27 protein-coding genes, 1 tRNA gene and 1 other annotated feature are annotated in these 24,261 nt (G+C 61.6%); of the genes, 14 read left to right on the plus strand and 14 right to left on the minus strand.

Features of this window, described 5'->3' with window-relative positions; genetic code table 11:
* Nucleotides 1–418: 418 nt before the first annotated feature.
* The 4 genes from JI748_RS05940 to JI748_RS05955 all read left to right on the plus strand — a co-directional run bounded on the left by JI748_RS05940 (nt 419) and on the right by JI748_RS05955 (nt 5,132).
* Nucleotides 419–1,681 (plus strand): N-acetylmuramoyl-L-alanine amidase, encoded by a 1,263-nt coding sequence (locus JI748_RS05940; RefSeq protein WP_201635939.1) that lies wholly within the window; start codon nt 419–421, stop codon nt 1,679–1,681.
* A 95-nt stretch (nt 1,682–1,776) separates the two neighbouring features.
* Nucleotides 1,777–4,230, plus strand: a complete 2,454-nt coding sequence (locus JI748_RS05945; protein ID WP_201635941.1) for a penicillin-binding protein 1A — start codon at nt 1,777–1,779, stop codon at nt 4,228–4,230.
* Nucleotides 4,231–4,301: 71 nt separating this feature from the next.
* Nucleotides 4,302–4,787, plus strand: coding sequence for a hypothetical protein (locus JI748_RS05950; RefSeq protein WP_201635942.1), 486 nt, complete (start codon nt 4,302–4,304; stop codon nt 4,785–4,787).
* A 123-nt stretch (nt 4,788–4,910) separates the two neighbouring features.
* Nucleotides 4,911–5,132, plus strand: a complete 222-nt coding sequence (locus JI748_RS05955) for a hypothetical protein (protein ID WP_201635944.1) — start codon at nt 4,911–4,913, stop codon at nt 5,130–5,132.
* 2 nt (nt 5,133–5,134) lie between these two features.
* On the opposite strand, the gene JI748_RS05960 is transcribed toward JI748_RS05955, so the two are convergent.
* The 4 genes from JI748_RS05960 to JI748_RS05975 form a co-directional block, all read right to left on the minus strand.
* Nucleotides 5,135–5,368, minus strand: coding sequence for a hypothetical protein (locus tag JI748_RS05960; RefSeq protein WP_201635946.1), 234 nt, complete (start codon nt 5,366–5,368; stop codon nt 5,135–5,137).
* A 50-nt stretch (nt 5,369–5,418) separates the two neighbouring features.
* Nucleotides 5,419–5,502, minus strand: a tRNA-Leu gene (locus JI748_RS05965).
* 54 nt (nt 5,503–5,556) lie between these two features.
* Nucleotides 5,557–5,865 carry an AzlD family protein gene (locus JI748_RS05970; protein ID WP_201635948.1) on the minus strand — a complete coding sequence of 103 codons (309 nt, stop codon included), beginning with the start codon at nt 5,863–5,865 and terminating at the stop codon, nt 5,557–5,559.
* Complete coding sequence (locus JI748_RS05975; RefSeq protein WP_201635950.1) at nt 5,849–6,577, minus strand: AzlC family ABC transporter permease; 729 nt, start codon at nt 6,575–6,577, stop codon at nt 5,849–5,851. The genes JI748_RS05970 and JI748_RS05975 overlap by 17 nt, the downstream gene beginning before the upstream one ends.
* Nucleotides 6,578–6,763: 186 nt before the next feature.
* On the opposite strand from JI748_RS05975, the gene JI748_RS05980 reads away from it, so the two are divergent.
* A complete protein-coding gene (locus JI748_RS05980; RefSeq protein ID WP_201635952.1) occupies nt 6,764–8,125 on the plus strand; it encodes an MATE family efflux transporter in 1,362 nt (453 codons plus the stop codon).
* An 11-nt stretch (nt 8,126–8,136) separates the two neighbouring features.
* Here the strand turns inward: JI748_RS05980 and JI748_RS05985 are convergent, their stop codons facing one another.
* Both JI748_RS05985 and JI748_RS05990 read right to left on the minus strand, forming a co-directional pair.
* Nucleotides 8,137–8,406 carry a hypothetical protein gene (locus JI748_RS05985; RefSeq protein ID WP_201635954.1) on the minus strand — a complete coding sequence of 90 codons (270 nt, stop codon included), beginning with the start codon at nt 8,404–8,406 and terminating at the stop codon, nt 8,137–8,139.
* Nucleotides 8,407–8,525: 119 nt separating this feature from the next.
* The gene (locus JI748_RS05990) at nt 8,526–10,037 is read right to left on the minus strand and encodes a D-alanyl-D-alanine carboxypeptidase (RefSeq protein WP_201635956.1); all 1,512 of its coding nucleotides are present in this window, start codon (nt 10,035–10,037) and stop codon (nt 8,526–8,528) included.
* A 248-nt stretch (nt 10,038–10,285) separates the two neighbouring features.
* On the opposite strand from JI748_RS05990, the gene JI748_RS05995 reads away from it, so the two are divergent.
* The 5 genes from JI748_RS05995 (at nt 10,286) to JI748_RS06015 (ending at nt 14,864) form a co-directional block, all read left to right on the plus strand.
* Nucleotides 10,286–11,074: a hypothetical protein gene (locus JI748_RS05995; RefSeq protein WP_201635958.1), complete on the plus strand. Its 789-nt coding sequence runs from the start codon at nt 10,286–10,288 to the stop codon at nt 11,072–11,074.
* Nucleotides 11,075–11,152: 78 nt separating this feature from the next.
* Nucleotides 11,153–11,575 (plus strand): ATP-dependent Clp protease adapter ClpS, encoded by a 423-nt coding sequence (gene clpS / locus JI748_RS06000; protein ID WP_164533942.1) that lies wholly within the window; start codon nt 11,153–11,155, stop codon nt 11,573–11,575.
* Between the two features lie 9 nt (nt 11,576–11,584).
* On the plus strand, nt 11,585–13,924 hold the full coding sequence (gene clpA, locus JI748_RS06005) for an ATP-dependent Clp protease ATP-binding subunit ClpA (protein ID WP_164533941.1): 2,340 nt from the start codon (nt 11,585–11,587) through the stop codon (nt 13,922–13,924).
* 116 nt (nt 13,925–14,040) lie between these two features.
* Nucleotides 14,041–14,406: a YciI family protein gene (locus tag JI748_RS06010; protein WP_201635960.1), complete on the plus strand. Its 366-nt coding sequence runs from the start codon at nt 14,041–14,043 to the stop codon at nt 14,404–14,406.
* A 17-nt stretch (nt 14,407–14,423) separates the two neighbouring features.
* Entirely contained in the window at nt 14,424–14,864 is a 441-nt protein-coding gene (locus JI748_RS06015; protein WP_201635963.1) for a VOC family protein, read from the plus strand.
* Here JI748_RS06015 and JI748_RS06020 read toward each other — a convergent pair.
* On the minus strand, nt 14,861–15,292 hold the full coding sequence (locus JI748_RS06020) for a DUF1579 family protein (RefSeq protein ID WP_201635965.1): 432 nt from the start codon (nt 15,290–15,292) through the stop codon (nt 14,861–14,863). The two genes, JI748_RS06015 and JI748_RS06020, sit on opposite strands and share 4 nt — an antisense overlap.
* 117 nt (nt 15,293–15,409) lie before the next feature.
* Nucleotides 15,410–15,466, plus strand: a sequence feature (sul1 is cis-regulatory element that is thought to sense ions involved in sulfur or methionine metabolism; They are found in Alphaproteobacteria).
* 47 nt (nt 15,467–15,513) lie between these two features.
* Between JI748_RS06020 and JI748_RS06025 the strand changes: the two genes are divergently transcribed.
* Nucleotides 15,514–16,995 carry a SulP family inorganic anion transporter gene (locus JI748_RS06025; protein ID WP_201635969.1) on the plus strand — a complete coding sequence of 494 codons (1,482 nt, stop codon included), beginning with the start codon at nt 15,514–15,516 and terminating at the stop codon, nt 16,993–16,995.
* A 9-nt stretch (nt 16,996–17,004) separates the two neighbouring features.
* Here JI748_RS06025 and JI748_RS06030 read toward each other — a convergent pair whose 3' ends face one another.
* The 5 genes from JI748_RS06030 to JI748_RS06050 form a co-directional block, all read right to left on the minus strand.
* Nucleotides 17,005–17,421 carry an HIT family protein gene (locus JI748_RS06030; protein ID WP_201635972.1) on the minus strand — a complete coding sequence of 139 codons (417 nt, stop codon included), beginning with the start codon at nt 17,419–17,421 and terminating at the stop codon, nt 17,005–17,007.
* Nucleotides 17,422–17,566: 145 nt separating this feature from the next.
* The gene (locus tag JI748_RS06035; protein WP_407644938.1) at nt 17,567–18,736 is read right to left on the minus strand and encodes a GNAT family N-acetyltransferase; all 1,170 of its coding nucleotides are present in this window, start codon (nt 18,734–18,736) and stop codon (nt 17,567–17,569) included.
* Between the two features lie 10 nt (nt 18,737–18,746).
* A complete protein-coding gene (locus tag JI748_RS06040; protein WP_201635976.1) occupies nt 18,747–19,205 on the minus strand; it encodes a RidA family protein in 459 nt (152 codons plus the stop codon).
* Complete coding sequence (locus JI748_RS06045) at nt 19,202–20,551, minus strand: DNA polymerase IV (RefSeq protein ID WP_456073107.1); 1,350 nt, start codon at nt 20,549–20,551, stop codon at nt 19,202–19,204. The genes JI748_RS06040 and JI748_RS06045 overlap by 4 nt, the downstream gene beginning before the upstream one ends.
* Complete coding sequence (locus JI748_RS06050; RefSeq protein ID WP_201635978.1) at nt 20,535–20,816, minus strand: DUF3572 family protein; 282 nt, start codon at nt 20,814–20,816, stop codon at nt 20,535–20,537. Before JI748_RS06050 ends, JI748_RS06045 begins: the two co-directional genes overlap by 17 nt.
* A gap of 121 nt (nt 20,817–20,937) precedes the next feature.
* Between JI748_RS06050 and JI748_RS06055 the strand changes: the two genes are divergently transcribed.
* Nucleotides 20,938–21,309: a response regulator gene (locus JI748_RS06055; protein WP_201635980.1), complete on the plus strand. Its 372-nt coding sequence runs from the start codon at nt 20,938–20,940 to the stop codon at nt 21,307–21,309.
* 82 nt (nt 21,310–21,391) lie between these two features.
* Nucleotides 21,392–22,762 (plus strand): PleD family two-component system response regulator, encoded by a 1,371-nt coding sequence (locus tag JI748_RS06060; protein WP_201635982.1) that lies wholly within the window; start codon nt 21,392–21,394, stop codon nt 22,760–22,762.
* Nucleotides 22,763–23,235: 473 nt separating this feature from the next.
* Here JI748_RS06060 and rpmG read toward each other — a convergent pair whose 3' ends face one another.
* Nucleotides 23,236–23,403: a 50S ribosomal protein L33 gene (gene rpmG, locus JI748_RS06065; RefSeq protein ID WP_046104197.1), complete on the minus strand. Its 168-nt coding sequence runs from the start codon at nt 23,401–23,403 to the stop codon at nt 23,236–23,238.
* A 118-nt stretch (nt 23,404–23,521) separates the two neighbouring features.
* On the opposite strand from rpmG, the gene JI748_RS06070 reads away from it, so the two are divergent.
* Entirely contained in the window at nt 23,522–23,863 is a 342-nt protein-coding gene (locus tag JI748_RS06070) for a hypothetical protein (protein ID WP_201635984.1), read from the plus strand.
* On the opposite strand, the gene JI748_RS06075 is transcribed toward JI748_RS06070, so the two are convergent.
* On the minus strand, nt 23,860–24,258 hold the full coding sequence (locus tag JI748_RS06075) for a DUF983 domain-containing protein (RefSeq protein WP_201635986.1): 399 nt from the start codon (nt 24,256–24,258) through the stop codon (nt 23,860–23,862). The genes JI748_RS06070 and JI748_RS06075 overlap by 4 nt on opposite strands.
* Nucleotides 24,259–24,261: the final 3 nt, after the last annotated feature.

Consider the following 24,261-nt stretch of genomic DNA (forward strand, 5'->3'; position numbering starts at 1 on the left):
TTCTTCGATCGCATCGCGCTTTGTTCGTCTGCGGGCCATATGACCTCTTCCATTTGGATGGCTGACGCTACTCGAGCCACCGTCCGGCTCGTTGGGAGCCGAAATTCTTCGTCGCAGGCGCTGAACCGCAACTATCGTTCCGGACCTCGGGCCGAAGCCACTCTGTCCGATCTGCGCCATGCCATAGAGAGCGACGAGATGCCCTGAAAACGATCATGGCGCACACGCGCCTTGCTCTTAAGCGTGTAGGAAAGTTGCGCCAGATTGGCAACAGGAAAGTCAAAAGGGAAGTAAGCGGATGGATTTGCGACAGCCTTTATTGGCCCTCGCCGCAAATCATCGCATAAGGCCGAAGCGCCGAAGAATCGCCGCAAGGTGACGGCAAAGCTGATCAGAGATTTCGGGGACCGGTCCAAGCTTGGCCAAGCACTCTTCCATTTTACGCGCGCTGACGATCTGTGCAGCGCTGTTTCTTGCCCCCTATGCCTTTGCGCAGGAGGCTGCGCCGCCAAGCGAGCCTGCCACAGTGGCAGCCGAGCCGGCACCGTTGCCGCCGCTGCCGAATGTCATCGACGCCCGGGTGACCGCCACGGCCGACCGGGCGCGGCTCGTGATCGATCTCGCGGCAAAAACGGAATATTCCTTCGTATCGCTGAGCGGGCCGGACCGACTGTCCATCGACGTGCGGGCAGGGACCTTTTCGGTAACACCCGAAGGGGTGCCGGCGGCAGAAGGCATTGTTTCCGCCTACACTATAGATCAGGTTGCTGCGGATCGCGTGCGGACGACGCTGACACTGTCCTCACCGGCACAAGTGCAGCAGGCCTATGTTCTTGATCCATTTGAAGGCCAGCCGGCGCGGCTGGTTGTCGATATCATTCCAGCGACTGCTGAAGAGTTTGCCGCCAATGTGGAGCGCGACCAGGCCGCTACCGCAACCGTAGTAAATGCCGAGCAAACGCCGCCAGGTGGTTCGGAGCTGCCGATCGATACAAGGCCGTTGGTCGTTATCGATCCTGGTCATGGTGGGATCGATAGCGGCGCTGAAACTGCACAGGGGGTGAAGGAGAAGGACATCGTTCTCGCCTTCTCGCTCCGGCTACAGGAACTGCTGGTCGAGTCCGGGCGGTTCGATGTGGCGCTGACGCGCGAGGATGACACATATCTCAAGCTTGAGGAGCGCGTCGCGTTAGCGCGAACCAACAAAGCTGATATCTTTATCTCGATCCACGCTGACAGTTTTCAGCAGCCGGAAATCCGGGGCGCTTCTGTTTATACGCGGGACGAAAATGCCACCGACGTGCTCGACAAGGTACTGGCCGATAGCGAGAACAAATCGGATGTGATCGCCGGCTTCACTGTCCCGCTGATGGCGCCAGAGGTGGTCGATATTCTACTCGACCTGATGCGGCGTGAAATGCGGGTGCAGTCGTTCCAAGCGGCACAGTCCATCGTGCATCAATTGGAGCCGAGCGTCGCTTTGCGCCGGTTCCCGGTAAGGCAGGCCGACTTCTTCGTGCTGCAGGCACCCGATGTTCCCTCGGTATTGCTGGAGCTGGGATTTCTCTCCAATGCCGACGACATCACCAATTTGATGCAGTCCGATTGGCGCGACCGTACGGCGGAGGCCATCGCAAGGGGTATCTCGACCTATTTCGACAGCCTCGAGGAAGAGCCGTGAGCCTCTTCGATCAAGCCGATGTAATCCACGCGTCAGCTCGCTTCTGCTATGATTCGAGCCGGCTGCGCCGCCTGCAGCCTGGGGTATGCGTCTAGATGTTTCGTCTGCTTGGATGGCTGTTCGGCTTTGGCATGTTCGTGGCGCTGGGCGGCGTTGCGGCTGCCGCCGTGTACCTCATCACCGTCATGTCGCAGCTGCCGGACTACACCGTTCTCAAAGACTATCAGCCACCAGTCACGACACGCGTTCATGCGGCGGATGGCACCCTGCTTGCGGAATATGCCCGTGAGCGCCGCCTGTTCCAGCCGGTGGAAACGGTGCCGCCTTTGCTGGTGCAAGCTTTCCTTTCTGCGGAAGACAAGGATTTCTATAAGCATAGCGGCATTGCCATAGATGGAATTGTGCGCGCTCTACGCGATAATCTCATGGCGCGCATGGACGGCGACAGCTCGATTCAGGGTGGTGGTTCATCGATCACGCAGCAGGTTGCAAAGAACTTTCTGCTCACCTCGGAACAGACCTGGGATCGCAAGATCCAGGAAGCGATCCTTGCCCTGCGCATCGAGTCGACGTTCAGCAAGGACAAGATCCTTGAACTATATCTCAACGAGATTTTCCTGGGGCTGAACTCCTATGGGGTCGCCGCAGCGGCGCTGAACTACTTCGACAAGGCGCTCTACCAGCTAACGCTGCCCGAGGCTGCCTATATCGCCGCCTTGCCGAAGGGACCCAATAATTACCACCCGTTCCGCCGCACCGAGCAGGCGATCGAGCGCCGAAACTGGGTCATCGACCGCATGGTCGAGAATGGCTATGTGAGCTACGAAGAAGCTTCGTTGGCCAAGCAAGAGCCGCTCAACGTCATTCCTCGCGCGGCGGGCAGCCAGCTTTACTCGGCCGAATATTTCACCGAGGAAGTGCGACGCGAACTGGCCAAGCTTTATGGCGAAGACCAGCTTTATGGCGGCGGTCTTTCGGTGCGCACCACGCTGGAGCCAAGGCTCCAGGAATATGCCCGCCGGGCTCTGATGGACGGGCTTATCAGCTACGACCATGGCCGCGGCTTCCGCGGACCGGTCGCCAGCGTTGAGCTCGGCGAGGATTGGGGTGCTGCCGTTAGTACGGTTCAGCCGCTGAGCGACGTGCCCGAATGGCAACTCGCCGTGGTGCTGGAGCTGGGCAATAACTCGGCGCGAATTGGTTTGCGTCCGGAGAGCGGTGCCGACGGCGGCAGTTCGTCTGCACGCGTAGAAGGGACGCTGTCCGGTCCCGAAATCAAGTGGGTGTCGCAGCCGGTGCAAAGCCTGCTCAAAGTGGGCGACGTCATCTATGTGTCGCCTGTGGCTGGTCAGGACGGCACCTTCACGCTGGAACAAGTGCCGGAGGTAGAAGGCGCCCTGGTGGCTATGGACCCGCGCACCGGACGCGTATTGGCGATGGTCGGCGGCTTCTCCTTTGCGGAGAGCGAGTTCAACCGCGCCACGCAGGCGCTGCGGCAGCCTGGGTCGTCGTTCAAGCCATTCGTTTATGCGGCTGCATTGGACAATGGCTACACACCCGCTTCTGTCGTGCTCGACGCCCCGGTGGAAGTGCGCATGGGCGATGGGTCGGTATGGCGACCGGAAAACTATGCGCAGGAGTTCTATGGGCCACAGACCCTGCGGCGCGGTATTGAGCGTAGCCGCAATGTCATGACGGTTCGGCTCGCACGAGAGATCGGCATGCCGCTGATCGCCGACTATGCGCGGCTCTTCGGCATCTATGACGATATGCAGCCGGTCCTCGCCATGTCGCTCGGCGCGGGTGAAACCACGGCCATGCGCATGACTTCTGCCTATGCCACGATCGCCAATGGCGGCCGCAAAATTCAGCCGACGCTGATCGACCGCATTCAGGATCGCTATGGCAAGACGGTCTATCGCCATGACGAGCGCGTCTGCGACGGCTGTGTAGCCGAGGACTGGCATGGGCAAGGCGAGCCACGCATCATCGACAACCGCCAGCAGGTTCTCGATCCCATGACCGCCTACCAGATTACCTCGATGATGGAGGGCGTGGTGCAACGGGGCACCGGCACGGCAGCAAAGTCGCTGAACCGTCCTGTGGCCGGCAAGACCGGCACCACCAATGATTACAAGGACGCCTGGTTTGTCGGCTTTACGCCCGAACTCGCGGTGGGCGTCTATGTGGGCTATGACCAGCCGCGTTCCATGGGCTCTGCTTCTACCGGCGGCGGAATGGCTGTGCCGATCTTTACCGATTTCATGGCCAACGCGCTTCAGGGCCGGCCGGCTACGCCGTTCAACGTGCCGGCGGGCATGCAGACCGCCTGGATCAACCCGAATACCGGCGTACAAGCGTATGAGGGTGAATCCGCGATCGCCGAAGCGTTCAAGCCCGGTACCGGACCAAATCTGATGACCTCGGTCATCGGCCTCGACGTCGCGGCTTACGACCAGATCCAGCGAGAGCAGATGATGCAGCAGCAGTATGGCGCCGGCTACATGACTCAACCCACCGGCAACGGTACCTTCCTCGGCTTCCAGTGACATAAATCGGTCGCTTGACTTCCGGGCTGAAGGGCTCGCATGTCAGCTGCAACATCACTGGGAGAACAACGATGTTTAGCCGACTGACTCTGCCCTTGGGCGCCGCTGCCATGGCCCTCAGCCTCCTTGTCACCGCCCCTGTCACCTTCGCGCAGGAGACTACGACATTTGCCCCTGCAAGGCTGATCTTGACCTCGGCTGATGGCGAGGAACTGGAATACTCGGTGGGTGACTCGTCGTTCTACGTGTCGACCATAGAAGGCTACGATGACGTGCCCTCCTCGGTAGATTTCTCGCTCTCGCTGTCTTCGATCTCTCCGATCGATGCAGACCTGCTAGAATGGTCGTCGCAGACCGCCGGCAAGAGCAAGAACGACACGCGCTCGATCACCATCATCGGGACGGATGGCACAGAGTCCGGCGACGAAGTGACCTATGAAGTCACCGACGCCAAGGTCACCTCGGTTTCGCTTTCGCAGTCGACCTATGGCGCGCCCAGCGTGTCGCTGTCGCTGATGGCCGGCAAGCTGACCATCAATGGCGTAGCAATGAACTAATCGACTGCGCCTGCCGGAGCCTGGTTTCGGCAGGCGTTTACCCTTTACTAACCATAAGCAGCAATGGAGCGGAGCAGAAGCGCCCGCAGGCACATTGTTTTTGCATCAAATGCGAGGCAAGCAATGTCGCTCTCAACTCAAGAAATGCCGGATCAATTCGTGGCTGAGTTCCTGGACTTGGCCGAGTCGGCCAACGTTCATTTTGACCTCGTCAACGGACATTTGGTGATGCGTGCCGCCAATCCTATCGACTCTATATGGCGACCCTGCCGTCATCTGCTCGACGAAATTGGTGCCGAGCGCATCCTGGCCTATCTTCAGGCGAAGCAACGTCTGGCGGCGTGAGATCAGTCAGCGACGCCAGCGGGCAGGGTGCCTGCCTTGAAGAGCACGACTGGCTCGTCATATGTGTCGGCCTCGACGTCTACATTGGCGGAATAGGCCCAGACGCCGACACGTGAGGGCGCGATCCGCTCGGCTGCGGCGATTGCTTTTTCGGCGCTCTTATATTGCTGTGGCGCGTCGGGCTCTACGGCGCGACCTTTCTGCCGGAAACCTTGCGCATAGAACAGAGTTGGCATGGTCCGTCCTTATGGGTGACCGGCGGCACAGAGCACATCAGTGAAATGAATGGTGCCCCCCGCCGGACTCGAACCGGCACGTCTTGCGACGGAGGATTTTGAGTCCTCTGCGTCTACCATTCCGCCAGAGGGGCACGGCTAGGGTGTTAGCCGAGAGCGCTGATCCGCGCAACTGGTCTCGACCGGTTTTAGGCGCCGAGCCACAGACGCATCAGGTAGACGGCAAAAACGCCGCTGGCCATGGCCGCGAAGAGGTTTCTGGTGGCGATGAAGACGAGGCCTGTGGCCAGGGCGGCTACGAGTTCGGCTGGGCTGCCGGTGGCGATGGCGGGTGCGACGAGGGCTGCGAGCACGGCGCCAGGGATGTGACGGAGCCAGGCGGCAGCGAAGCCTTGGGTCGGCAGGCGATCGGCAAGGAGCAGGCCGCTGGCCTTTATGGCGATGGTCACAAGCGCCATGCCGATGATGGCGGTGAGTGCCTCAGGACTGGCGAACATGCTTGCGCGTCTCCAATGCTGCGCCCACGAGGCTGCCGGCAAGACCTCCGACCAGGATGTGCCAGCTGCCGTCGAGGAGGCGGGAAGTCAGGATGGCGGCAAGTGCTGCGACCAGCCAGGGAACGAGGTCCGAGCGGCCCTTCCACATGCCCAGCAGCAGGGCGAGGAACGTGGCGGTGAAAGCGAAATCGAGACCCCATCGGGCCGGGTCATCGATGGCCGATCCCAAGCCATAGCCGATAAGATTGGTGCTCATCCAGGAGATCCAGGCGAGCACGCCGCCACCCATCAGGAAAGCGACGGAGCCGCCGCCGCGCTGCATGGCAGCGACGGTCATGGCCCAGTTCTCGTCGGTCACGAGATACATGCTGAGCGCGCTGCGCCAGAGACCTTTCTTGGGGTAGAGCGGGCGCAGGGTTGCGGTCAGCAGCAGGTAGCGCAGGTTGACGATCAGGGCGGAAATGACGATTGGACCGATGGGTAGGGTGGCGGGTGTCGCGGTCCAGAGATCGAGCGCCACGAACTGGGCGGAGCCGGCGAAAACGAGGCCGCTCATCAGCACGGCTTCGGTCAATGTCAGCCCGGCGCCGCGGGCCAGAACGCCCCAGACGAGGCCGTATGCGGCGACTGAAATAGCCACCGGAAGGCAGGCGCGGGCGCCGGCGAGGAACTGGTCGCGGCGGGAATCAAAGGGGTTTGCGGCTTGCGTCATGGGCGTTGTCTAGCATGGCAACCGGAGCGTTCCAGAGCGATTGACGAGCCGGAAAGGCGAGCGTAGAGCAGCGATGTCATCGCCAAGCCTCCAGCGCCCGTCCAGCCGGCACCTCGTTTTGAAGGTGTGAATAGGTCCCTTTGGGGCCTGATGCATGACAACGTTTAGGGGTCCTGGAGTGCTTCTATGAACAACGCATTGGCAAGACCGCTGTGGCAGCGGTTCAGCTTCTTTCTTATCCCGCTGATGGCCTCGAACATCCTTCAGGCGCTGTCGGGCACGGTCAATTCGATCTATGTCGGCCAGATGATCGGCGTCGAGGCGCTAGCGGCGACGGCTACGTTTTTCCCGATCATGTTCTTCCTCATGAGCTTCATCATCGGGCTTTCTGCCGGGTCGACGATCCTGATCGGCCAGGCCTGGGGTGCGCGCAACGTCGACAAGGTCAAGGAAGTGGCTGGGACGACGCTGACCGCAACCTTGGTGCTCGGCTTGATCGTGGCGATCGCCGGTGGAGTTTTTACCGAGCAGATCATGCAGGTGCTCGGCGCGCCGGAAAACATCCGCGACCTTTCGGCAGGCTATGCGCGGATCGTCTTGATCGGCATGCCGGGCTTTTTCCTGTTTCTCGTGGTGACCTCGGTTCTGCGCGGCGTGGGCGATACCATTACGCCGCTGTTCTCGCTGATCATGTCCATGGTCGTCAGTCTCCTCGTGACGCCGGCGCTGATCCAGGGCTGGTTCGGGCTGCCGCAACTTGGCGTGCGGGCAGCGGCCGTCGCGATGATCGCCGGCTTCATGACAGTGCTGATTTTCCTCTTCGTCTATATGCGGGCGCGCAAGATGCCGCTGGCTCCGGATCGGGTGCTGCTCGGGGCGATGCTGCGGCCGGATGTGAAGCTGCTTGGGCTGATCCTCAAGCTGGGCGTACCGGCGGGGCTGCAGATGGTGATTTCGTCGATCGCCGGCATCGTGGTCGTGGGGCTGGTCAACCGCTTCGGCTCGGATGCGACGGCGGCCTATGGGGCGCTGGGGCAGGTGATGAGCTATGTGCAGTTTCCGGCCATGTCGATCGGCATTGCGGCCTCGATCTTTGCGGCTCAGGCGATCGGCGCGCGCAACGAAGAGCAACTGCAGGCGATCACGCGGACGGCGCTGGTGCTCAACCTCGTCATCACCGGCGGGCTGATTGTTCTAGCCTATCTCTTCAGCCAGCATGTGGTGGCGCTCTTCATCACCGACCCGGCCGTGATCGACCTCACCGAGACGCTGCTCCATGTGGTGCTGTGGAGCATCCTGTTCTTTGGGTGGAGCGTAGTTTTCTCGGGGATCATGCGAGCCAGCGGCACGGTCTATGCGCCGATGCTGCTGTCGCTTGCCTGTATCCTCTTGATCGAGCTGCCCGGCGCAGTCTGGCTTAGCCAGACGGGGCTTGGACTTTCCGGCATCTGGGTCGCTTATGCGGCGAGCTTCGTGATGATGCTGGTGTTGCAGGCGAGCTGGTATCAGTTCGTCTGGAAGCGGAAAAAGATCGTGGCGCTCGTTTGAGCGCCACGTATTTATTTTCCCAAGGTCAGCTGGATGGCGCGCTTGCCGCCCGGCGCGAAGACATCAAGTTCGACCCGGACCGGCTCCTGCGCCATGCGGCGGGTGCGGGCGGATAGGGTCATGACGACGGCGAGAAGGTCGCCCACTGAGCGCTTCTGCCGCGGCAGCATGCGTTCGGTGATGCCGGCCAGAGCGCGGTTGCGCGCCCTCATATCCGGCGAGGCGAGCGGTGAGCGGCCAATAAAGTTGGCGAGCTCGACCAGAGCATTACGGTCACTCATTGGGCTACTCCATACACAAGCACCAATGGGGCTTCCCCCTGGAGGATCGCGACAAGCACACGTCGCTCTCCCTATGTACCGGCGCTGCGAATTGCCCCCGCAGCGCCGGGTAGTCTTTGTCAGCCCTGCATAGCGAGGCAGGAGAGGTTCTGGTCCTTAAGACGGCTGCACATGGCGTTGGCGTCGTCACGATCGCCGAAGCCGACGAAGCGGGCGCGGTAGAAGGTCTGCCCGTTCTTGTCGAAACGCTCGACATAGGAGCGGAAGTCGCCAAGGCCACCGACCTTGCCAGCCGCATCGGAAAGCATGGAGCGGGCGCTGTCTTCGGACGGGCCGGCACCGATCTGGACGATCCAGCCGCTGATCGGGGTGGCTTGCAAGACCGAGTTTGTCTGCGTCGCGTCGAAGGCCAGCGGGGCGGAGGGCGCGGTCTGGCCAAGGGCGGATGGCGGAGCGCCGAGGTTATAGGTATCGCTCAGCCATGCGCCGATGACGTCCTGGCTAGGATAGGCAGGTGCAGCCTGGGTTGGTGCAGCGAGCGCGGTGACTGCTTCGGCGGCGGATGGGGTCGGGACAGGCATCGCAGCGGGCGCAATCGCTGCGGCGACGGCGACTTGTGGCTGAGCCTGCGGCTGGGAGCCGTTGGCGGCGACCAAAGCTGCGAGGCGGAAATCGGGCATGGGCGTGGGCATGGCGAAGGTGGGCTTGCGTGGCTGAGCCAGAGCGAACTGGGTCGTGCTCTGGCGGCCCGGCTGCGGCACCATAGCCTGCTGCAGGTAATCGCCGCGGCGGCCCTTGGGCAGATAGTTGGCGACCAACTGGCGGACCTTTTCGTCACGCGAAGCGGCCGAGTTGAAGCCGAAGGCGACGACGACGATGTGGCGATTGTCCTTGCGGGCGGCGGTCAGCAGGTTCGAGCCGGCAGCGTTGATGTAGCCGGTCTTGATGCCGTCGACGGCGCCCATATAGCCCAGCACGCGGTTGTGGTTGCCATAGGTCTTGCCGTTGTAGCGGAAGGACGTGGTCTGGAAGAATTCGTAGTAGTTCGGGAAGTGCTGGTAGATGGCGATGCCGAGGATTGCCTGGTCGCGCACCGTGGTGGTCTGGCCGCCATCGGGAAGACCCGAGGCGTTGCGGTAGGTGGTGCTGGACATGCCCATGGCACGGGCAGTGGCGGTCATGCGCTCGGCGAATTTTTCTTCCGAGCCGGAAATGTGCTCGGCAATGACGCGGGCCATGTCGTTGGCCGAAAGGGTCACCAGCGACTTAATGGCGTCTTCGACCGCGATGGTCGAGCCGGCGCGCAGGCCGAGCTTGGTGGGAACAGCGGAAGCGGCGTGGCGCGACACCGTCATCTTGCTCGAAAGGCTGAGATTTCCGGCCTGCAACTCCTGGAACAGGACGTAAAGCGTCATCACCTTGGCAACTGATGCCGGGTAGCGCTTGGAGTCGGCATTGTCCTCGTAGAGGATTTCGCCGGACTTGGCGTCCACCACGATGCCAGCATATTTGCGCAGGTTTTCAATGGCTTGCGTCGGAGCGGCAGCGGCAAGGCTGACGGTGAACACAAGGAAGAAGGCAGCAGCGGCGCGTGCAATAGTGCGCCAAGGGGTCTTCGCCAGGGAAATCACCCGGAACTCCAATTTACTGATCGGACGCTTCTGCATCCGTACGCAACAAGTGACTGAGATCGCCGGGGGAGCCCTCCAACCCTGACGATCGACCTGTCGCAAGCTACCCGGCTGCCGTTACGAATTTGTAAAATGCGATAGATTTTGGGGAGAATGTGGAGACCAGGCCACTTCACGCGATTGTTGATCGTGCTGGAACCGCACTTGCCGGCCATCGGTTAGCAGACTGCTAACATTTGGAGGGACAAATGACGGCTCGGATCGATCCTCGCTCAGCACTGGGCGCTCTCGCGCTCGCGCAGCCACTCGCTACTCAGTTTCACCGCGTCGCGAACACGGCGAAGAGTGAAGAAGAGGGCGAGGTCGCAACCTTTACCGGCCCGGTCACACCTGCCGATGGCGCCTTCGCGATCTGGGTGCCGCTTTTTGCTTCCAGTTTAATTTTCAGCGTGGGTCTGGCGCGACCCGACTATCGCGAGCATCCCAATCTGCAGCATGTAGAAGAACTGGCGTCTGGTGCCTTTCTGGCCGATGCGCTGTGGAGCGTGCATGCGCAGACGCGTGGCGTGGGCTGGGCGAGTTTCGGCATCATCAGCGCGGCAGCGGCGAGCGCCGTTTCGGCGCTGATCGTCGCGGCACGAGGCATGCCCGGGTCGAAGGCGATGCGGTTTGCGGCAGACTGGATCGGCGGGCTCGCGGGCTGGTTGACGGTAGCGCTGTTCGCCAATCTGGAGGCCACCTTCAATCGGGAAGGAAAACGCCCTGAGCCGGCGCACGAAGAGGACCGCGCGGCGGTGCTGGTTGCGGGGGCAGGGGTGGCGGCCAGTGCCGTGGCGCTCGCGAGCCGCGGCAATCTCTCCTATGCCGGCGTTGCGCTTTGGGGCTTGGGCGGCATTGCGCTTCGGGCGCAGCGTGACAAGCGGCAAAAAGTGTTGCTGGCGGCACTCTCGAGCGCCGCGGCGCTTGGCGCTGTGACGGCGGTGGCGCGGGCTCGCCAGCCCCGGTTCTATCGCGCTCACACTTTCGGGAAGCGATAGGCCTTAACAGCGCGTGTTTTTTGCCTACATAATGGGTCCAGCCACGCTGCTTCGTTTCCTTCCGCGACAGTCGACCCAATGATCAAGACTCCCTCAATTTCTCCCGCTTTCCTGCCGCTTGCGACCGAGCAAGGCGCGCCTCTGCGCCCCCACGCCGGCCCGCAGGACGACGACGGCGGACGCCGCGGCGGCGGTGACGACAGCGATTTCGAATCCGGGACGGTGACCAAAACGCGTCCCAAAACCAAGCGCCCGAACCTTTACCGGGTGCTGCTCCTCAACGACGACTACACGCCGATGGAATTCGTCGTTCTGGTCTTGCAGGACGTCTTCAACAAGTCACGCGAAGACGCTCTCCAGATCATGCTGCATGTTCACCAAAAGGGGGTCGGTGAGTGCGGCGTATATCCATACGAAGTGGCCGAGACCAAGGTCACCCGCGTCATGGATACGGCACGCAAGAACCAGCATCCGCTGCAATGCGTGATGGAAAAACAGTAGGAACATCATATGCCCTCATTTTCGCGCGGACTCGAAAAGGCCCTGCACCAGGCGATGAACCTGGCCCGTGAGCGCAATCATGAGTTCGCCACGCTCGAACATCTGCTTCTGGCGCTGACCGACGACCGCGAAACGATCGCCGTCCTGACCGGATGCGATGTCGACATCGACGCGCTCAAGAGCGATCTCGAAGACTTCATCAATGAAGAACTGGACACCCTGGTCGTGCAGAACGGCCAGGATGCGCGCCCGACCGCTGCATTCCAGCGCGTCATTCAGCGCGCGGTGATCCACGTTCAATCCTCGGGCCGTGAAGAAGTGACCGGTGCAAATGTGCTGGTCGCGATTTTTGCGGAACGCGAAAGCCATGCCGCTTATTTCCTTGAACAGCAGGACATGAGCCGGCTCGACGCCGTCAATTTCATCAGTCACGGGATCACCAAATCGGGTCCCAGCGAGGAACGCAAAGTGCGTGGTGCCGAAGACGGTGAAGGCGGAGCCGAGGGTGGCGCCGAAGGCAAGAAAAGCTCGGCTCTGGCCGATTTCTGCGTCAACCTCAACGAGAAGGCCAAGGCCGGCAAGATCGACCCGCTGATCGGGCGCGATGCCGAGCTGCGCCGCACCATTCAGGTGCTTTGCCGCCGCTCCAAGAACAACCCGCTCTACGTGGGTGACGCCGGCGTCGGCAAGACGGCGATCGCGGAAGGCCTCGCCCGCAAGATCATCGAAGGCGATGTGCCCGAAGTGCTCAAGGAGGCGGTCATCTATTCGCTCGACATGGGTTCGCTCCTCGCCGGCACGCGCTATCGCGGTGACTTTGAAGAGCGCCTCAAGCAGGTGATGAAGGAACTCGAAAAGCAGCCCAATGCGGTGCTGTTCATCGACGAAATCCACACCATGATCGGTGCCGGCGCGACCTCGGGCGGTGCGCTCGATGCGTCGAACCTCCTCAAGCCGGCTCTGGCTTCGGGGGCGATCCGCTGCATCGGCTCGACAACCTACAAGGAATATCGCCAGTTCTTTGAAAAGGACCGTGCGCTCGTTCGTCGTTTCCAGAAGATCGACGTCAATGAGCCAAGCGTTCCGGATGCGATCGAGATCATCAAGGGCTTGCGTCCTTATTTCGAGGACTTCCACAAGATCAAGTATACCGATGAAGCGCTCACCGCAGCCGTGGAGCTGAGCGCGCGCTACATCAACGATCGCAAGCTGCCCGACAAGGCGATCGACGTGATCGACGAGACCGGCGCAAGCCAGAAGCTTCTGGCCGAGGACGAGCGCAAGGAAATCATCGACGTCGAGGATATCGAAGCGACGATCGCGACCATCGCGCGCATCCCGCCGAAATCGGTTTCCAAGTCCGATGCCGAATTGCTGTCGAGCCTTGAAACCAGCCTGAAGACGGTGGTGTTCGGGCAAGACGCGGCGATCACGGCCCTGTCTTCGGCGATCAAGCTGGCGCGTGCCGGCTTGCGTGAACCGGAAAAGCCGATCGGCTCCTACCTCTTCACCGGCCCGACCGGCGTGGGCAAGACTGAAGTGGCAAAGCAGTTGGCCGATACGCTCGGCGTGGAACTGCTGCGGTTCGACATGTCCGAATATATGGAGCGTCACACGATCAGCCGTTTGATCGGTGCTCCTCCGGGCTATGTCGGTTTCGACCAAGGTGGTTTGCTGACCGACGGCGTCGACCAGAACCCGCATTGCGTGGTGCTGCTCGACGAAATCGAGAAGGCGCATCCGGATCTCTACAACATCCTGTTGCAGGTGATGGACCACGGCAAGCTGACGGATCACAACGGCAAGGCGGTCGATTTCCGCAATGTCATCCTGATCATGACGTCCAATGTGGGTGCCGCAGAGCTGGCTCGTTCGCCGATCGGCTTTGGCCGCAAGCGCGAGCAGGGGGACGACGAAGAGGCGATCAACCGCACCTTCTCGCCCGAGTTCCGCAACCGTCTCGATGCGATCATTTCGTTCGCACCGCTGCCGCGCGAAGTCGTGCGCCGCGTGGTCGAAAAGTTCGTGCTGCAGCTCGAGGGCCAGCTGGCCGAACGCGGCGTCACGATCAACCTCACGCCAGAAGCGGCCGATTGGCTGGCCGAGCATGGCTATGACGAACGCATGGGTGCGCGCCCGCTGGGCCGCGTGATCCAGGAGCATGTCAAGAAGCCGCTGGCCGACCAGGTGCTGTTCGGCGAGCTGGTGAATGGTGGCAATGTCACCGTGGCCGTGGTGGGCGAGGGAAGCGAGGCGAAGCTGGAATTGGTGGCGACGCCGCCGCGTCCAGCCAAGCCCAAGGCGCTGCCCAAGCCGAAGAAGCCCAAGGCGACTGCCGACAAGGAATAAGCGAAGGCCCGGAGCGATCCGGGCCTTTTTCTTTGCGCTGGGAGTGGAAAAATGTCGAAATAGAGCTGGCTGGTTCGTCGTCGCAGTGAACATGGCTTTCACCTGGAGATTTCCCCATGCGCTACTTCATGAGCATCATTCCGCCCGCCGACCTTAAATCCGAAGACATCCCGCAGGGTTTGATGGACGCGATGGGGCCGTGGATGGAGAAGACCCTTGGCGATGGATCACTGATTTCGACGGGCGGACTGAAACCGACGCCAGAAGGCAAGCGGCTGGTCGGGAACACGGGTGAGATCGTGGTGACGGATGGGCCTTATTCGGAAGCCAAGGAAGTCATCGGCGGCTATGCCGTGTTCGAGGCAGCCGATCTTGCAGCGGCGACAGCGCTGGCCAGCGAGTTCATGCAGCTCCATATCGACAATGGGCTCAAGACCGTCGTCCTGGAGCTTCGCGAGATTGCCGGCGGCGCCAATTATTAGGAGCGGGGCTGAACGACATGGCCGTTAAGCGCATGGACAATGTGGGGATCGCCTTTGCGGACCTCGACAAGGCGATCGCCTTCTTCGAGGTGCTCGGCCTCGATCTTGTGCAGCGGATGATGGTGGAAGGCGAGTGGGCCGGGAGGGTGACGGGCCTTCGCGACCAGCAGGTCGAGATTGCGATGATGCGAACGCCTGACGGACATAGCCAGCTGGAGCTTTCGCGCTTCCTCGCACCCGAGATTGCCCAGGACAATCGGACGGCGCCGGTCAACTCGCTGGGCTATATGCGGGTGATGTTTGCGGTCGACGACCTCGATGGCACGCTGGCGCAGCTGGGCAAGCTTGGCGCAACCGTCGTGGACGAAGTGGTCAACTACAGGGATGTTTATCGCCTCTGCTATATTCGTGGTCCCGAGGGCTTGCTGATCGGGCTGGCGGAGGAGCTTGGCGCCTAGGGCTGCTTTCTGAGCTCGACCTGCATCAGCGGCGACCATTGGTTGCCGATGTTCTGCTCCCAGCGGCCGGTGAGGGTCTGGCCCTCAGAGGAAAAGTTCCCGTCGAAGCGCTGCTTGGTGCCGATGATCTGCCAGCGCTTGCCCTCGAGCGAGGCAGTAAAATCGCTGAACGTGCCATCTGGGTCATAGCTGCGGGTGACGTAACCCTTGCCTGACGGGTCAAGGGCGATGATTTCCATCGACAGTGCACGATCGCCGTCCATTTGTGCGTCTACGTCGTGAAGGACGAACATGTTGTTGGCCGAGCGGCGGTAGGTGTCGGTTGCGACCGAAACCGCGCCTGCGTTGCCGTTGGCGTCCAGCATAGTGATGGTTGTGCGCCAGGTGCCGATCAGGGGCTCCAGGGCGGCAAGGCGTGGGTCGGCCATGAATTTCTCCGGCTCGCATAAGCTTGTTGCCTTCGCGGCAGCTTAGCAGCAGCCAAGCGTCTGATCCAGAGAGGGAGGTTGCCAAGCGGGCCGCGGCGGGGCATTAAGAATGTCTTCGTCGGACTCGGGCTTTGTTCCGGGTGGCTTCTCCGGGCGCCTATCCCTCGGTTTTCAAGAATAGCAGCGCCGCGAGCTTGATGCCGGCGCCCTTGGTCTTGTTCATGTTCAATTTAGCTGATTACCGCGCCGAGTGGGTGCGGAATGTGCGTGGAGACTTGCTCTCCGGGCTCGTTGTTGCGCTGGCACTGGTGCCGGAGGCGATTGCCTTTTCGATCATCGCGGGTGTCGATCCCAAGGTCGGGCTTTATGCCTCCGTGGTGATTGCCATCGTCATTTCCATTTTCGGCGGGCGACCGGCGATGATCTCGGCAGCAACCGCGGCGACTGCCGTTTTGATGGGGTCGCTGGTGCGCGAGCATGGGCTCGACTACCTCCTTGCGGCAACAATCCTGGCGGGGCTGCTGCAGATCGCGGCGGGATATCTCAAGCTCCATACGGTGATGCGCTTTGTATCGAAGTCGGTGATGACGGGCTTCGTCAATGCCCTAGCCATCCTGATCTTCATGGCGCAACTGCCGGAGCTGATTGGGGTGCAGTGGATGACCTATCCGATGGTGGCGCTGGCTTTGGCTATCATCTACCTCTTTCCGCGCATCACGACGCTGGTGCCATCACCGCTGGTGGCGATCGTGGTACTGGCCTTGGTCGCCTACTTCACCGGCATGGATGTGCGGCTGGTCGGTGACATGGGCGAGTTGCCTACGACGCTGCCGTTCTTCCTCGTCCCGCAGGTGCCGCTGACTCTCGAGATGATCTGGATCATCTTGCCCTATTCGTTGGGCGTGGCGGCGGTTGGGCTGCTGGAGTCGTTGATGACGGCGCAGATCATCGACGATTATACCGATACCTCCAGCGACAAGCGGCAGGAGAGCGTTGGGCAAGGCATTGCCAACATTGCCTCGGGCTTTTTCGGAGGCATGGCGGGCTGTGCCATGATCGGGCAGTCCGGGATCAACGTGCGGTCTGGCGGCCGCGGGCGGCTGTCGACGTTTCTGGCAGGTGCCTATCTCCTGGTGTTGCTGGTGGTGCTGGGGGACATCCTGCGGGTGATCCCCATGCCGGCGCTGGTGGCGATCATGATCATGGTGTCGATCGGCACCTTTGATTGGCGCTCGATCCGCAACTTGCGCGATCATCCGCGCTCGTCATCCATGGTGATGCTGGCAACGGTCGCCTTCGTGGTCTACACGCACAATCTCGCCATCGGCGTGCTGGTGGGCGTGCTGTTGTCGGGCGTGTTCTTTGCCTGGAAGATTTCGCAGATCTTCGATGTCCGCAAGGAGCTCAGCGAGGACGGCAAGGTCCGGATCTACCATGTACAGGGGCAACTGTTTTTCGCCTCGGCCGAGCAGTTCATGGCCGCGTTCGATTTTAGCGAGGCAGTGGAGCGGGTCGTGATCGATCTGACGCACGCCCATATCTGGGACATTTCGAGCGTCGCTAGCATCGACAAGGCGGTGATCAAATTCCGCAAGGCCGGTCGCGAGGTCACTTTGCGCGGCATGAACCGTGCCAGTGCGACAATTGTCGACGAGCTGGGCGTGCACCATAAGGGCAATGGAGATCTGCTGGTGGGCCACTAGGCACAGAGATCAGAGGGCCGCGGCTATGTCCATGGCCAGAGCAGCAAGCTCTGCGTTGTCGGCCTGACCGCCGCCGTGGCTGGCGAGCGGGACGCCTTCGTAGGCGGGGATGATGTGGAAGTGGAGGTGGAAGACCGTCTGCCCGGCGGGTGCCTCGTTGAACTGGGCGAGGCGGATACCGTCGGCACCGGTCGCGGTCTGCACGGCTATGGCGACGCGCTGGACGAGGGGAATGACGGCGGCGAGGTCGGCCGGATCGGCATCGAGGAGGTTACGCGATGCCGGTTTGGGGATGACCAGGGTGTGGCCGCGAGACTGGGGGAAGATGTCCATCATGACGAGGGCGGTGTCGTCCTCATAGACCTTGTGAGCCGGAATTTCGCCGCGAAGGATTTTGGCGAAGATGTTGGTCGGGTCGTAGGTCATGGCGGCTCCGGTCTTTTTCTCCTCTCTACGTCTTCACACCCTCGATGTCATCCCGGCCTTGAGCCGGGATCCATCTTGAGATCTCAGGATGGGCCCCGGCGTTCGCCGGGGTGACAGCCGGTGGGTGGGTGAAGCTTCGGGCTAACTACTTGTCCTGCCGCTCGCCTTTGCGGAAGGGCGTGTAGGTTTCCAGGGTTTCCTGCTGCTGTTCGACGGCGGGGCGTTCGTCTTCGAGATAGTCGGCGACGGCGCGGCGCAGGCCGGGGTGGGCGATCCAGTGGATGGAATGGGTGAGGACGGGCTCGTAGCCGCGTGCGAGCTTGTGCTCGCCCTGGGCGCCGGCTTCGACAGTTTTGAGGCCGTGGGCGATGGCGTAGTCGATCGCCTGGTAATAGCAAACTTCGAAGTGGAGGAAGGGGACGTCGCGGGTGGCGCCCCAGTTGCGGCCATAAAGGGTGTCCACACCGCGGAAGTTGATGGCGCCGGCGATCGGGGTCACGCCATCATAGGCCAGCATCAGGACGACGCGATCGGCCATGTATTCGCCGAGGAGCGAAAAGAAACGGCGATTAAGGTAGGGGCGGCCCCATTTGCGGGCGCCGGTGTCTTCGTAGAACTCGAAGAAGGCGTCCCAGTGCTGTTCCTCGATCTCCTTGCCCGTGAGCCAGCGGACGGTGAGACCATCGGCAAGGGCGTCGCGACGTTCGCGGCGGATGGTCTTGCGCTTGCGGGAGGCGAGAGTTTCGAGGAAATCGTCGAAGGACTTAAAGTCGTGGTTGTGCCAGTGGAACTGCGTGTCGACGCGGCGGAGCCAGTCGATCGAGCCGGCGAGCTCGGCTTCAACTTCGGGGACGAAGGTCAGATGGATCGAGGATGCGTCGGTCCGGGTGGCAAGCTGCTGGGCGGTCTGGAGGAGGGCGGCCTGGGCTTCGAGGCTTCCGGAGGGGACCAGAAGCTTGGGGGCCGTCGCCGGGGTGAAGGGGACCGAGCCCTGGAGCTTTGGGTAATAGTGACCGCCGGCGCGCTCGAGGGCATTGGCCCAGCCGTGGTCGAAGACGTATTCGCCCATGGAATGGGATTTGAGGAAGAGCGGCAGGAGACCGACCGGCTTGTCGTCCTGTGCCAGCAGAATGTGCTGGGGCTGCCAGCCCGTCTTCCCGGTAGCGCAGCCGGACTCCTCGAGCGCGCGAAAGAAGGCGTGGTCGAGGAAGGGATTGTCCGGCACGCCGTCCGTTGACGGGACAAGGCTGTTCCATACCGCGGCCGGGATCGAGGCCGTGGTGGGATGGATGGTCGCCGTGTAGTCGGTGGACACGATGGCGCGCCTAGACCTCGACCACCGCTTCGATTTCGACGGCGGCGCCGAGGGGCAGGGCGGTGACGCCGAAAGCGGCGCGGGCATGCTTGCCCTTGTCGCCAAGGACGCCGACCAGAAGGTTGGAAGCGCCATTGGCGACCAGATGCTGTTCGGTGAATTCGTGGGTCGAAGCGACGAGAACGGTGAGCTTTACCACCTTCTTGATCTCGTGGAGCGGAACGCCGGCCATATGGACGATCTGGGCGAGGATGTTGACGGCGCAGAGCTCGGCCGCGTTGCCGCCCTGGACGACGTTCATGTTGTCGCCAAGGCGACCCTGGACCACGCCATGCTCATTGCTGGAAATCTGTCCGGACACGTAGAGCAGGTTGCCGGTGCGGCTGACCGGAACGTAGCTCGCCACCGGCGCCTTGGGGGCGGGGAGCTCGTAGCCATATTCGCGGAGCTTTTCGATCGGGTCGGTCATCTGAACTTGCTTTCCAGGTCTTCTGCTTCTTCTTCGGAAGCCGGAGCCGACTGGTTGTCGGGCCGGCTGGTATAGAGCCTGCCGCGTACTACGGCGGCGCGGCCAAATCGCGAGCGGACACTGTCCATGGCGCGTTCCGCGGCGGCCTTGCGCGCTACGAGCGGCTCGAGGAGATCGACGGGGTCGAACCCGTCGGCCGCTTCAAGGCCCGAGACGCCAATGCCGATGAGCCGGAACGGCGTGCCATCCGCCTCGCGCTGGAGAAGGCTCATGCCGGCCTCGTAGAGTACGTTGGCAAGCTGTGTCGGCATCATCAGGTGTCGCGCGCGCGTGCGCAACCGAAATCCCGATGTTTTGAGCTTGAGCGTCACGGTGTCGCCGACGACGTTTTTTGCCTTGAGACGTTCCGACAGCCGCTCAGTGCATTTGAGGAGTTCGGTCGAGAGGTCTTCGAGCGTTGCAATGTCAGTGTTGAAGGTCGTTTCAGAGGAGATGGACTTCATCTCGCTATCGACGGAAACCTTGCGGGCATCCTGGCCTTGCGAAAGGCGCGCCAGGCGCGAGCCGGCTTCGCCATAAAGCTTCATGAGGCGGATTGGATCTTCGTCCTGCAACTGGCCGATGGTGTGATAGCCGTCCTTCTTGAGGGTTTCGGAAAAGACCTTGCCGACACCATAGATAAGGCTGATCGGCTTGGGTGCAAGGAAGGTCAGGGTCTCGGCCTTGCCGATAACGGCGAAACCGCGCGGCTTGTCGAGATCGGACGCGACCTTGGCAAGAAACTTGTTGTGGCTAAGACCCACCGAGATAGTGACGCCAATTTTCTCGGCGATGGTCTTGGCGAAACGCGCGAGGCTGAGGGCAGGGGGCGCCTTGTGGACGCGCTCGGTGCCGGTGAGATCCAGAAAGGCTTCGTCGATGGAGATGGGCTCGACCAGCGGAGTGAGCGCATCCATATGCCGCCGGATCTGGCGACTGACATCGACGTACTTTTGCATGTTGGGCTTGATGATCACTGCATCGGGGCACAGCTCGCGGGCCTTGAACATGGGCATGGCGGACCGAACGCCGAACTGGCGCGCGATATAGCAACAGGTCGAGACAACACCGCGGGCGCCGCCGCCGATGATCAGCGGCTTGTCGCGGAGGCTCGGATCGTCGCGCTTTTCGACCGAGGCGTAAAAGGCGTCGCAATCGACATGGGCGATCGACAGGGCAAAGAGCTCGTCGTGGCTGCGCATGCGTGGGGAACCGCAGGCGGGGCAGCGGTTTGGCACCGTCCCGCTGGTTTCCCACTTGAGGCAGTCCCGGCAGAGCCAGTCCACGTGTCTAGAACTCCGTGCGATTGATCCGATGCCAGACGCGCATGAAGGCTTCCGGCGTGATGTTCTGATTGGCGCAAAGGGCGAGCAGAATCGGCTCGTTGGAGGCAAAGTAGTCGATGAGGCCGTGTTGCATGCGCTCGGTGCCGAGGGCGGCGCGCAGGCTTTGCGGATCGAGGCCGGCACTCTGCATGAAACCGAGGAGTTCCTCGGGGTTCTCCGACAGGTAGCCAAGGCATGCGTCAGCCAGATGGCTGATATCGGGCTCGGAACGGTTTGGAACGGGCAAGGCCCTGCCTCATTTGATGTTTTGTAACGGATTAATGGTAGCCGAGATGATGGAGGAAGCGAAGGTCAGTGCGGCGCATGACCAGCTTTTTCGGACGGCATAGCCGCCCAAGCGAGGTACGATGCCCAAGACAGTGATGATCGTGGAAGACAATGAGCTCAATATGAAGCTCTTCAACGATCTGCTCGAATCGCGCGGCTACACCGTTATCCAGACCCGCAACGGCATGGAAGCGCTGGATCTGGCGCGCGCGCATATGCCGGACCTCATTCTCATGGATATCCAGCTGCCGGAAGTTTCGGGCCTTGTGGTCACCAAGTGGCTCAAGGACGACGAGCAGCTTGCCCATATCCCAGTGATTGCGGTGACGGCTTTCGCCATGAAGGGCGATGAGGAGCGGATTCTCCAGGGTGGATCCGATGGCTATATTTCCAAGCCCATCTCGGTGTCTCACTTTCTGGAAACCATTGCCCACTACATTGGCCCCGCCTGAGGGACTGCGTATCGACCCAAAGGGCTGAGGCTCGACGCCAGCTTGGGAGGCTGGTGGGCCGATTGTGTCCTGGGGTAGTGGTGTGACTGCGCGCGTTTTGATCGTCGATGATATCCCGACCAATGTTCGCCTGCTGGAGGCGCGTCTCACCGCAGAATATTACGAGGTCCTCACGGCAAATTCGGGCGCGCAGGCGCTCGAGATCTGCCAGTCGCAGGATGTCGATATCGTCCTTCTCGACGTGATGATGCCGGAGATGGATGGGTTTGAAGTCTGCCGGCGGCTCAAGGCCAGTCCCAAAACGCATCACGTCCCGGTCCTGATGATTACTGCGCTCGACCAGCCATCGGACCGCGTGCGCGGTCTTGAGGTGGGCGCGGACGATTTTCTCACCAAGCCCGTGGACGACACGCAGCTGATGGCGCGCGTGAAGAGCCTGGTGCGGCTCAAGTCGCTGACCGATGAATTGCGGGCCCGTGCGCTGACCGGACAGCAGATCGCCATCGAAGATGCGCTGCGGGCGATGGACACGATTTCGGCTAGTGGCGGCTCGATCCTGATCATCGACACCGATCTGCGGCATGCCGAGCGGGTCAAGGGGTATCTGTCGGCCGAGCATAGCGTCGATATCCTGACGCAACCTTCGGACGCCGTGTTCCAGGTGGCGGGTGCCAGTTACGAGCTGGCGCTGGTCAGCATGTCGCTGGACGACTTCGATCCGCTGCGGGTGTGCTCGCAGATCCGCACGCTCGATCATACGCGGACGCTGCCGATCATCCTGATGGCAGATGAGGGCGACAAGCCGCGCGTGGTGCGGGCGCTGGACCTGGGGGTCAACGATTTCATCAGCCGGCCGGTGGAGCGCAACGAGCTTTCGGCGCGGGTGCGGACGCAGATTCGGCGCAACCGCTATGCGCTCGAGCTGCGGCAGAGCGTGAACAACACGATGGCCCTGGCGGTGACCGACGAGCTCACCGGGCTCTACAATCGCCGCTATTTCGACCGGCACCTCAACGTCATGCTCGGAAAGGCGCAGGAGCAGAGCCGGGACATGGCGCTGATGATCCTCGATATCGACCATTTCAAGTCGGTCAACGACAATCACGGGCATGATGTCGGCGACATCGTGCTTAAGGAATTTGCGGCGCGCATGAAGCGCAATATCCGTGGCGTCGACCTTGCCTGCCGTATGGGTGGCGAGGAGTTCGTGGTGCTGATGCCCGATACCGATACGTTCCAGGCGGAAGCGGTGGCTGAGCGCGTGCGGCAGGCGATCGCCGAAAAACCGTTCGACGTGGGGACGGCGCGGCCGCTGATGGTGACCGTGTCGGTAGGTGTTTCGCTCAACGAGACGCTGACGGATTCGCCCGAGAGCATGCTGAAGCGGGCGGACGTTGCGCTCTATCGCGCCAAGCGCGAGGGCCGGAACCGGGTGATCTTCGACGCGGCGTAGCGATCGATAAAGCTGCGCCTATTAGGGTTAGCTGTTATAATTAACAAAGGGTTGCGGTTGGCGGAAACGCTTGGGCCGCCTAGGGTCCTTTCAGCGAGCCGAAACACTTCGGTTACGCAAGTTCCCTACGGCATTCGCTCAGGTCCGCCGCAACTCCTGAGCCTCCCGTAGGGCGGTTGGTCCGGATGCGGACAGAGTGGCCTCTTCGACATGCCGCTCCGGACCAGCCACTCTTCTCCCCCAAGATCGGCAGTTGTCGCTGCCGCATCCACATACTCGATTGTCACCCCGGGCTTGACCCGGGGCCCATCCCCCGATCTCAGGATGGGCCCCGGGGCGAGCCCGGGGTGACAGCCGGTGGTTGGGGAAACAGCCGGTGTTCGGGTGACAGCTGGTGGTTGAGGCGGCGGCGTACACAAACAAAAACCCCGCAATTGATTGCGGGGTTTGCTGTTCAGAACAGGAAAGCCAGATTACTTGATCTTGGCTTCCTTAAATTCGACGTGCTTGCGAACGACGGGATCGTACTTCTTGAATGCCAGCTTTTCGGTCTGGGTACGGGCGTTCTTCTTGGTCACATAGAAAAAGCCGGTGTCGGCCGTCGAGACGAGCTTGATCTTGATGGTGGCGGCTTTTGCCATTTGGGTGGTCCTTCACAAAGCGAAAGGCGCCGCACGGAGGGCAGCGCCGGAATTTGGCCGCAACCTACGGATTTGCGCCCCGTTGTCAAGTCGATAGCAGCGCGCAAGGAGAGCCGACATGATCCCGCCACTCGAATTAATGAGCAAACTGGGCCTCAAATCCGGCGACAGGCTCTGGCTGATCAATGCACCGCGCGAAATGGCAGAGGAACTCGCTGCCGGCGCCGAGGTCGAGATGGTGCACGAGAAGGACGACTATAACGGCGTGATCGCCTATGTCGATTCTGCCGAGGAGCTTGATCTGCTGGCGCCGCGCATTCTTAGCGAACTGCCTGAAGATGGCCTGCTCTGGATTTCGGTTGCCGGAAACGACTGGGACGCCCTGACCAAAGCTGGCTGGCGTCCCACGGAAAAGATCGACATCGGCGACCAGCGCTCACTGCAGCGCTTCGCGCGCTAGGACTGCTTGGAGCGGTTGGCACCGAAGTCATACATGCGGTTGGCCCATTGCAGGCCGACAATGGCGCCTTTGATGGGCTGCAGCATGATCAAGGGCAGGATGATGGCCAGCGGGATCATCGAGATGATGTAGGTCATCGGCTCGATGCGGTAGGCCATGTCCATATGCATCATAATGGCGATGATGATGTGGCCAGCGATGGTGATGGCGATATAGGGCGGGAAATCATCGGCGCGATGATGGTTGAGCTCTTCGCCACAGACGTCGCATTGATCGACGACCTTGAGGAAGGCGCGGAACATCTTGCCTTTGCCGCAGTGGGGACAGCGGCAGAGCGTGCCGCGCCACATGGCTTGAGGGACGCTGCGCTGTTCGAGAATATGGGTCTCAGTCATGAG

The organism is Devosia rhizoryzae, assembly GCF_016698665.1.
In the GTDB taxonomy this organism is placed as follows: Bacteria; Pseudomonadota; Alphaproteobacteria; order Rhizobiales; family Devosiaceae; genus Devosia; species Devosia rhizoryzae.

Coding starts and splice junctions, on each gene's coding strand:
- JI748_RS06075 (WP_201635986.1), bottom strand. CDS start 24,258: ATGACTGAGACCCATATTCTCGAACAGCGCAGCGTCCCTCAAGCCATG.
- JI748_RS06010 (WP_201635960.1), top strand. CDS start 14,041: ATGCGCTACTTCATGAGCATCATTCCGCCCGCCGACCTTAAATCCGAA.
- JI748_RS06015 (WP_201635963.1), top strand. CDS start 14,424: ATGGCCGTTAAGCGCATGGACAATGTGGGGATCGCCTTTGCGGACCTC.
- clpS (WP_164533942.1), top strand. CDS start 11,153: ATGATCAAGACTCCCTCAATTTCTCCCGCTTTCCTGCCGCTTGCGACC.
- JI748_RS05960 (WP_201635946.1), bottom strand. CDS start 5,368: ATGCCAACTCTGTTCTATGCGCAAGGTTTCCGGCAGAAAGGTCGCGCC.
- JI748_RS05985 (WP_201635954.1), bottom strand. CDS start 8,406: ATGAGTGACCGTAATGCTCTGGTCGAGCTCGCCAACTTTATTGGCCGC.
- JI748_RS05975 (WP_201635950.1), bottom strand. CDS start 6,577: ATGACGCAAGCCGCAAACCCCTTTGATTCCCGCCGCGACCAGTTCCTC.
- JI748_RS05950 (WP_201635942.1), top strand. CDS start 4,302: ATGTTTAGCCGACTGACTCTGCCCTTGGGCGCCGCTGCCATGGCCCTC.
- JI748_RS06025 (WP_201635969.1), top strand. CDS start 15,514: ATGTTCAATTTAGCTGATTACCGCGCCGAGTGGGTGCGGAATGTGCGT.
- JI748_RS06055 (WP_201635980.1), top strand. CDS start 20,938: ATGCCCAAGACAGTGATGATCGTGGAAGACAATGAGCTCAATATGAAG.
- JI748_RS05945 (WP_201635941.1), top strand. CDS start 1,777: ATGTTTCGTCTGCTTGGATGGCTGTTCGGCTTTGGCATGTTCGTGGCG.
- JI748_RS06070 (WP_201635984.1), top strand. CDS start 23,522: ATGATCCCGCCACTCGAATTAATGAGCAAACTGGGCCTCAAATCCGGC.
- JI748_RS06020 (WP_201635965.1), bottom strand. CDS start 15,292: ATGGCCGACCCACGCCTTGCCGCCCTGGAGCCCCTGATCGGCACCTGG.
- JI748_RS05995 (WP_201635958.1), top strand. CDS start 10,286: ATGACGGCTCGGATCGATCCTCGCTCAGCACTGGGCGCTCTCGCGCTC.
- clpA (WP_164533941.1), top strand. CDS start 11,585: ATGCCCTCATTTTCGCGCGGACTCGAAAAGGCCCTGCACCAGGCGATG.
- rpmG (WP_046104197.1), bottom strand. CDS start 23,403: ATGGCAAAAGCCGCCACCATCAAGATCAAGCTCGTCTCGACGGCCGAC.
- JI748_RS06040 (WP_201635976.1), bottom strand. CDS start 19,205: ATGACCGACCCGATCGAAAAGCTCCGCGAATATGGCTACGAGCTCCCC.
- JI748_RS05970 (WP_201635948.1), bottom strand. CDS start 5,865: ATGTTCGCCAGTCCTGAGGCACTCACCGCCATCATCGGCATGGCGCTT.
- JI748_RS05955 (WP_201635944.1), top strand. CDS start 4,911: ATGTCGCTCTCAACTCAAGAAATGCCGGATCAATTCGTGGCTGAGTTC.
- JI748_RS06030 (WP_201635972.1), bottom strand. CDS start 17,421: ATGACCTACGACCCGACCAACATCTTCGCCAAAATCCTTCGCGGCGAA.
- JI748_RS05980 (WP_201635952.1), top strand. CDS start 6,764: ATGAACAACGCATTGGCAAGACCGCTGTGGCAGCGGTTCAGCTTCTTT.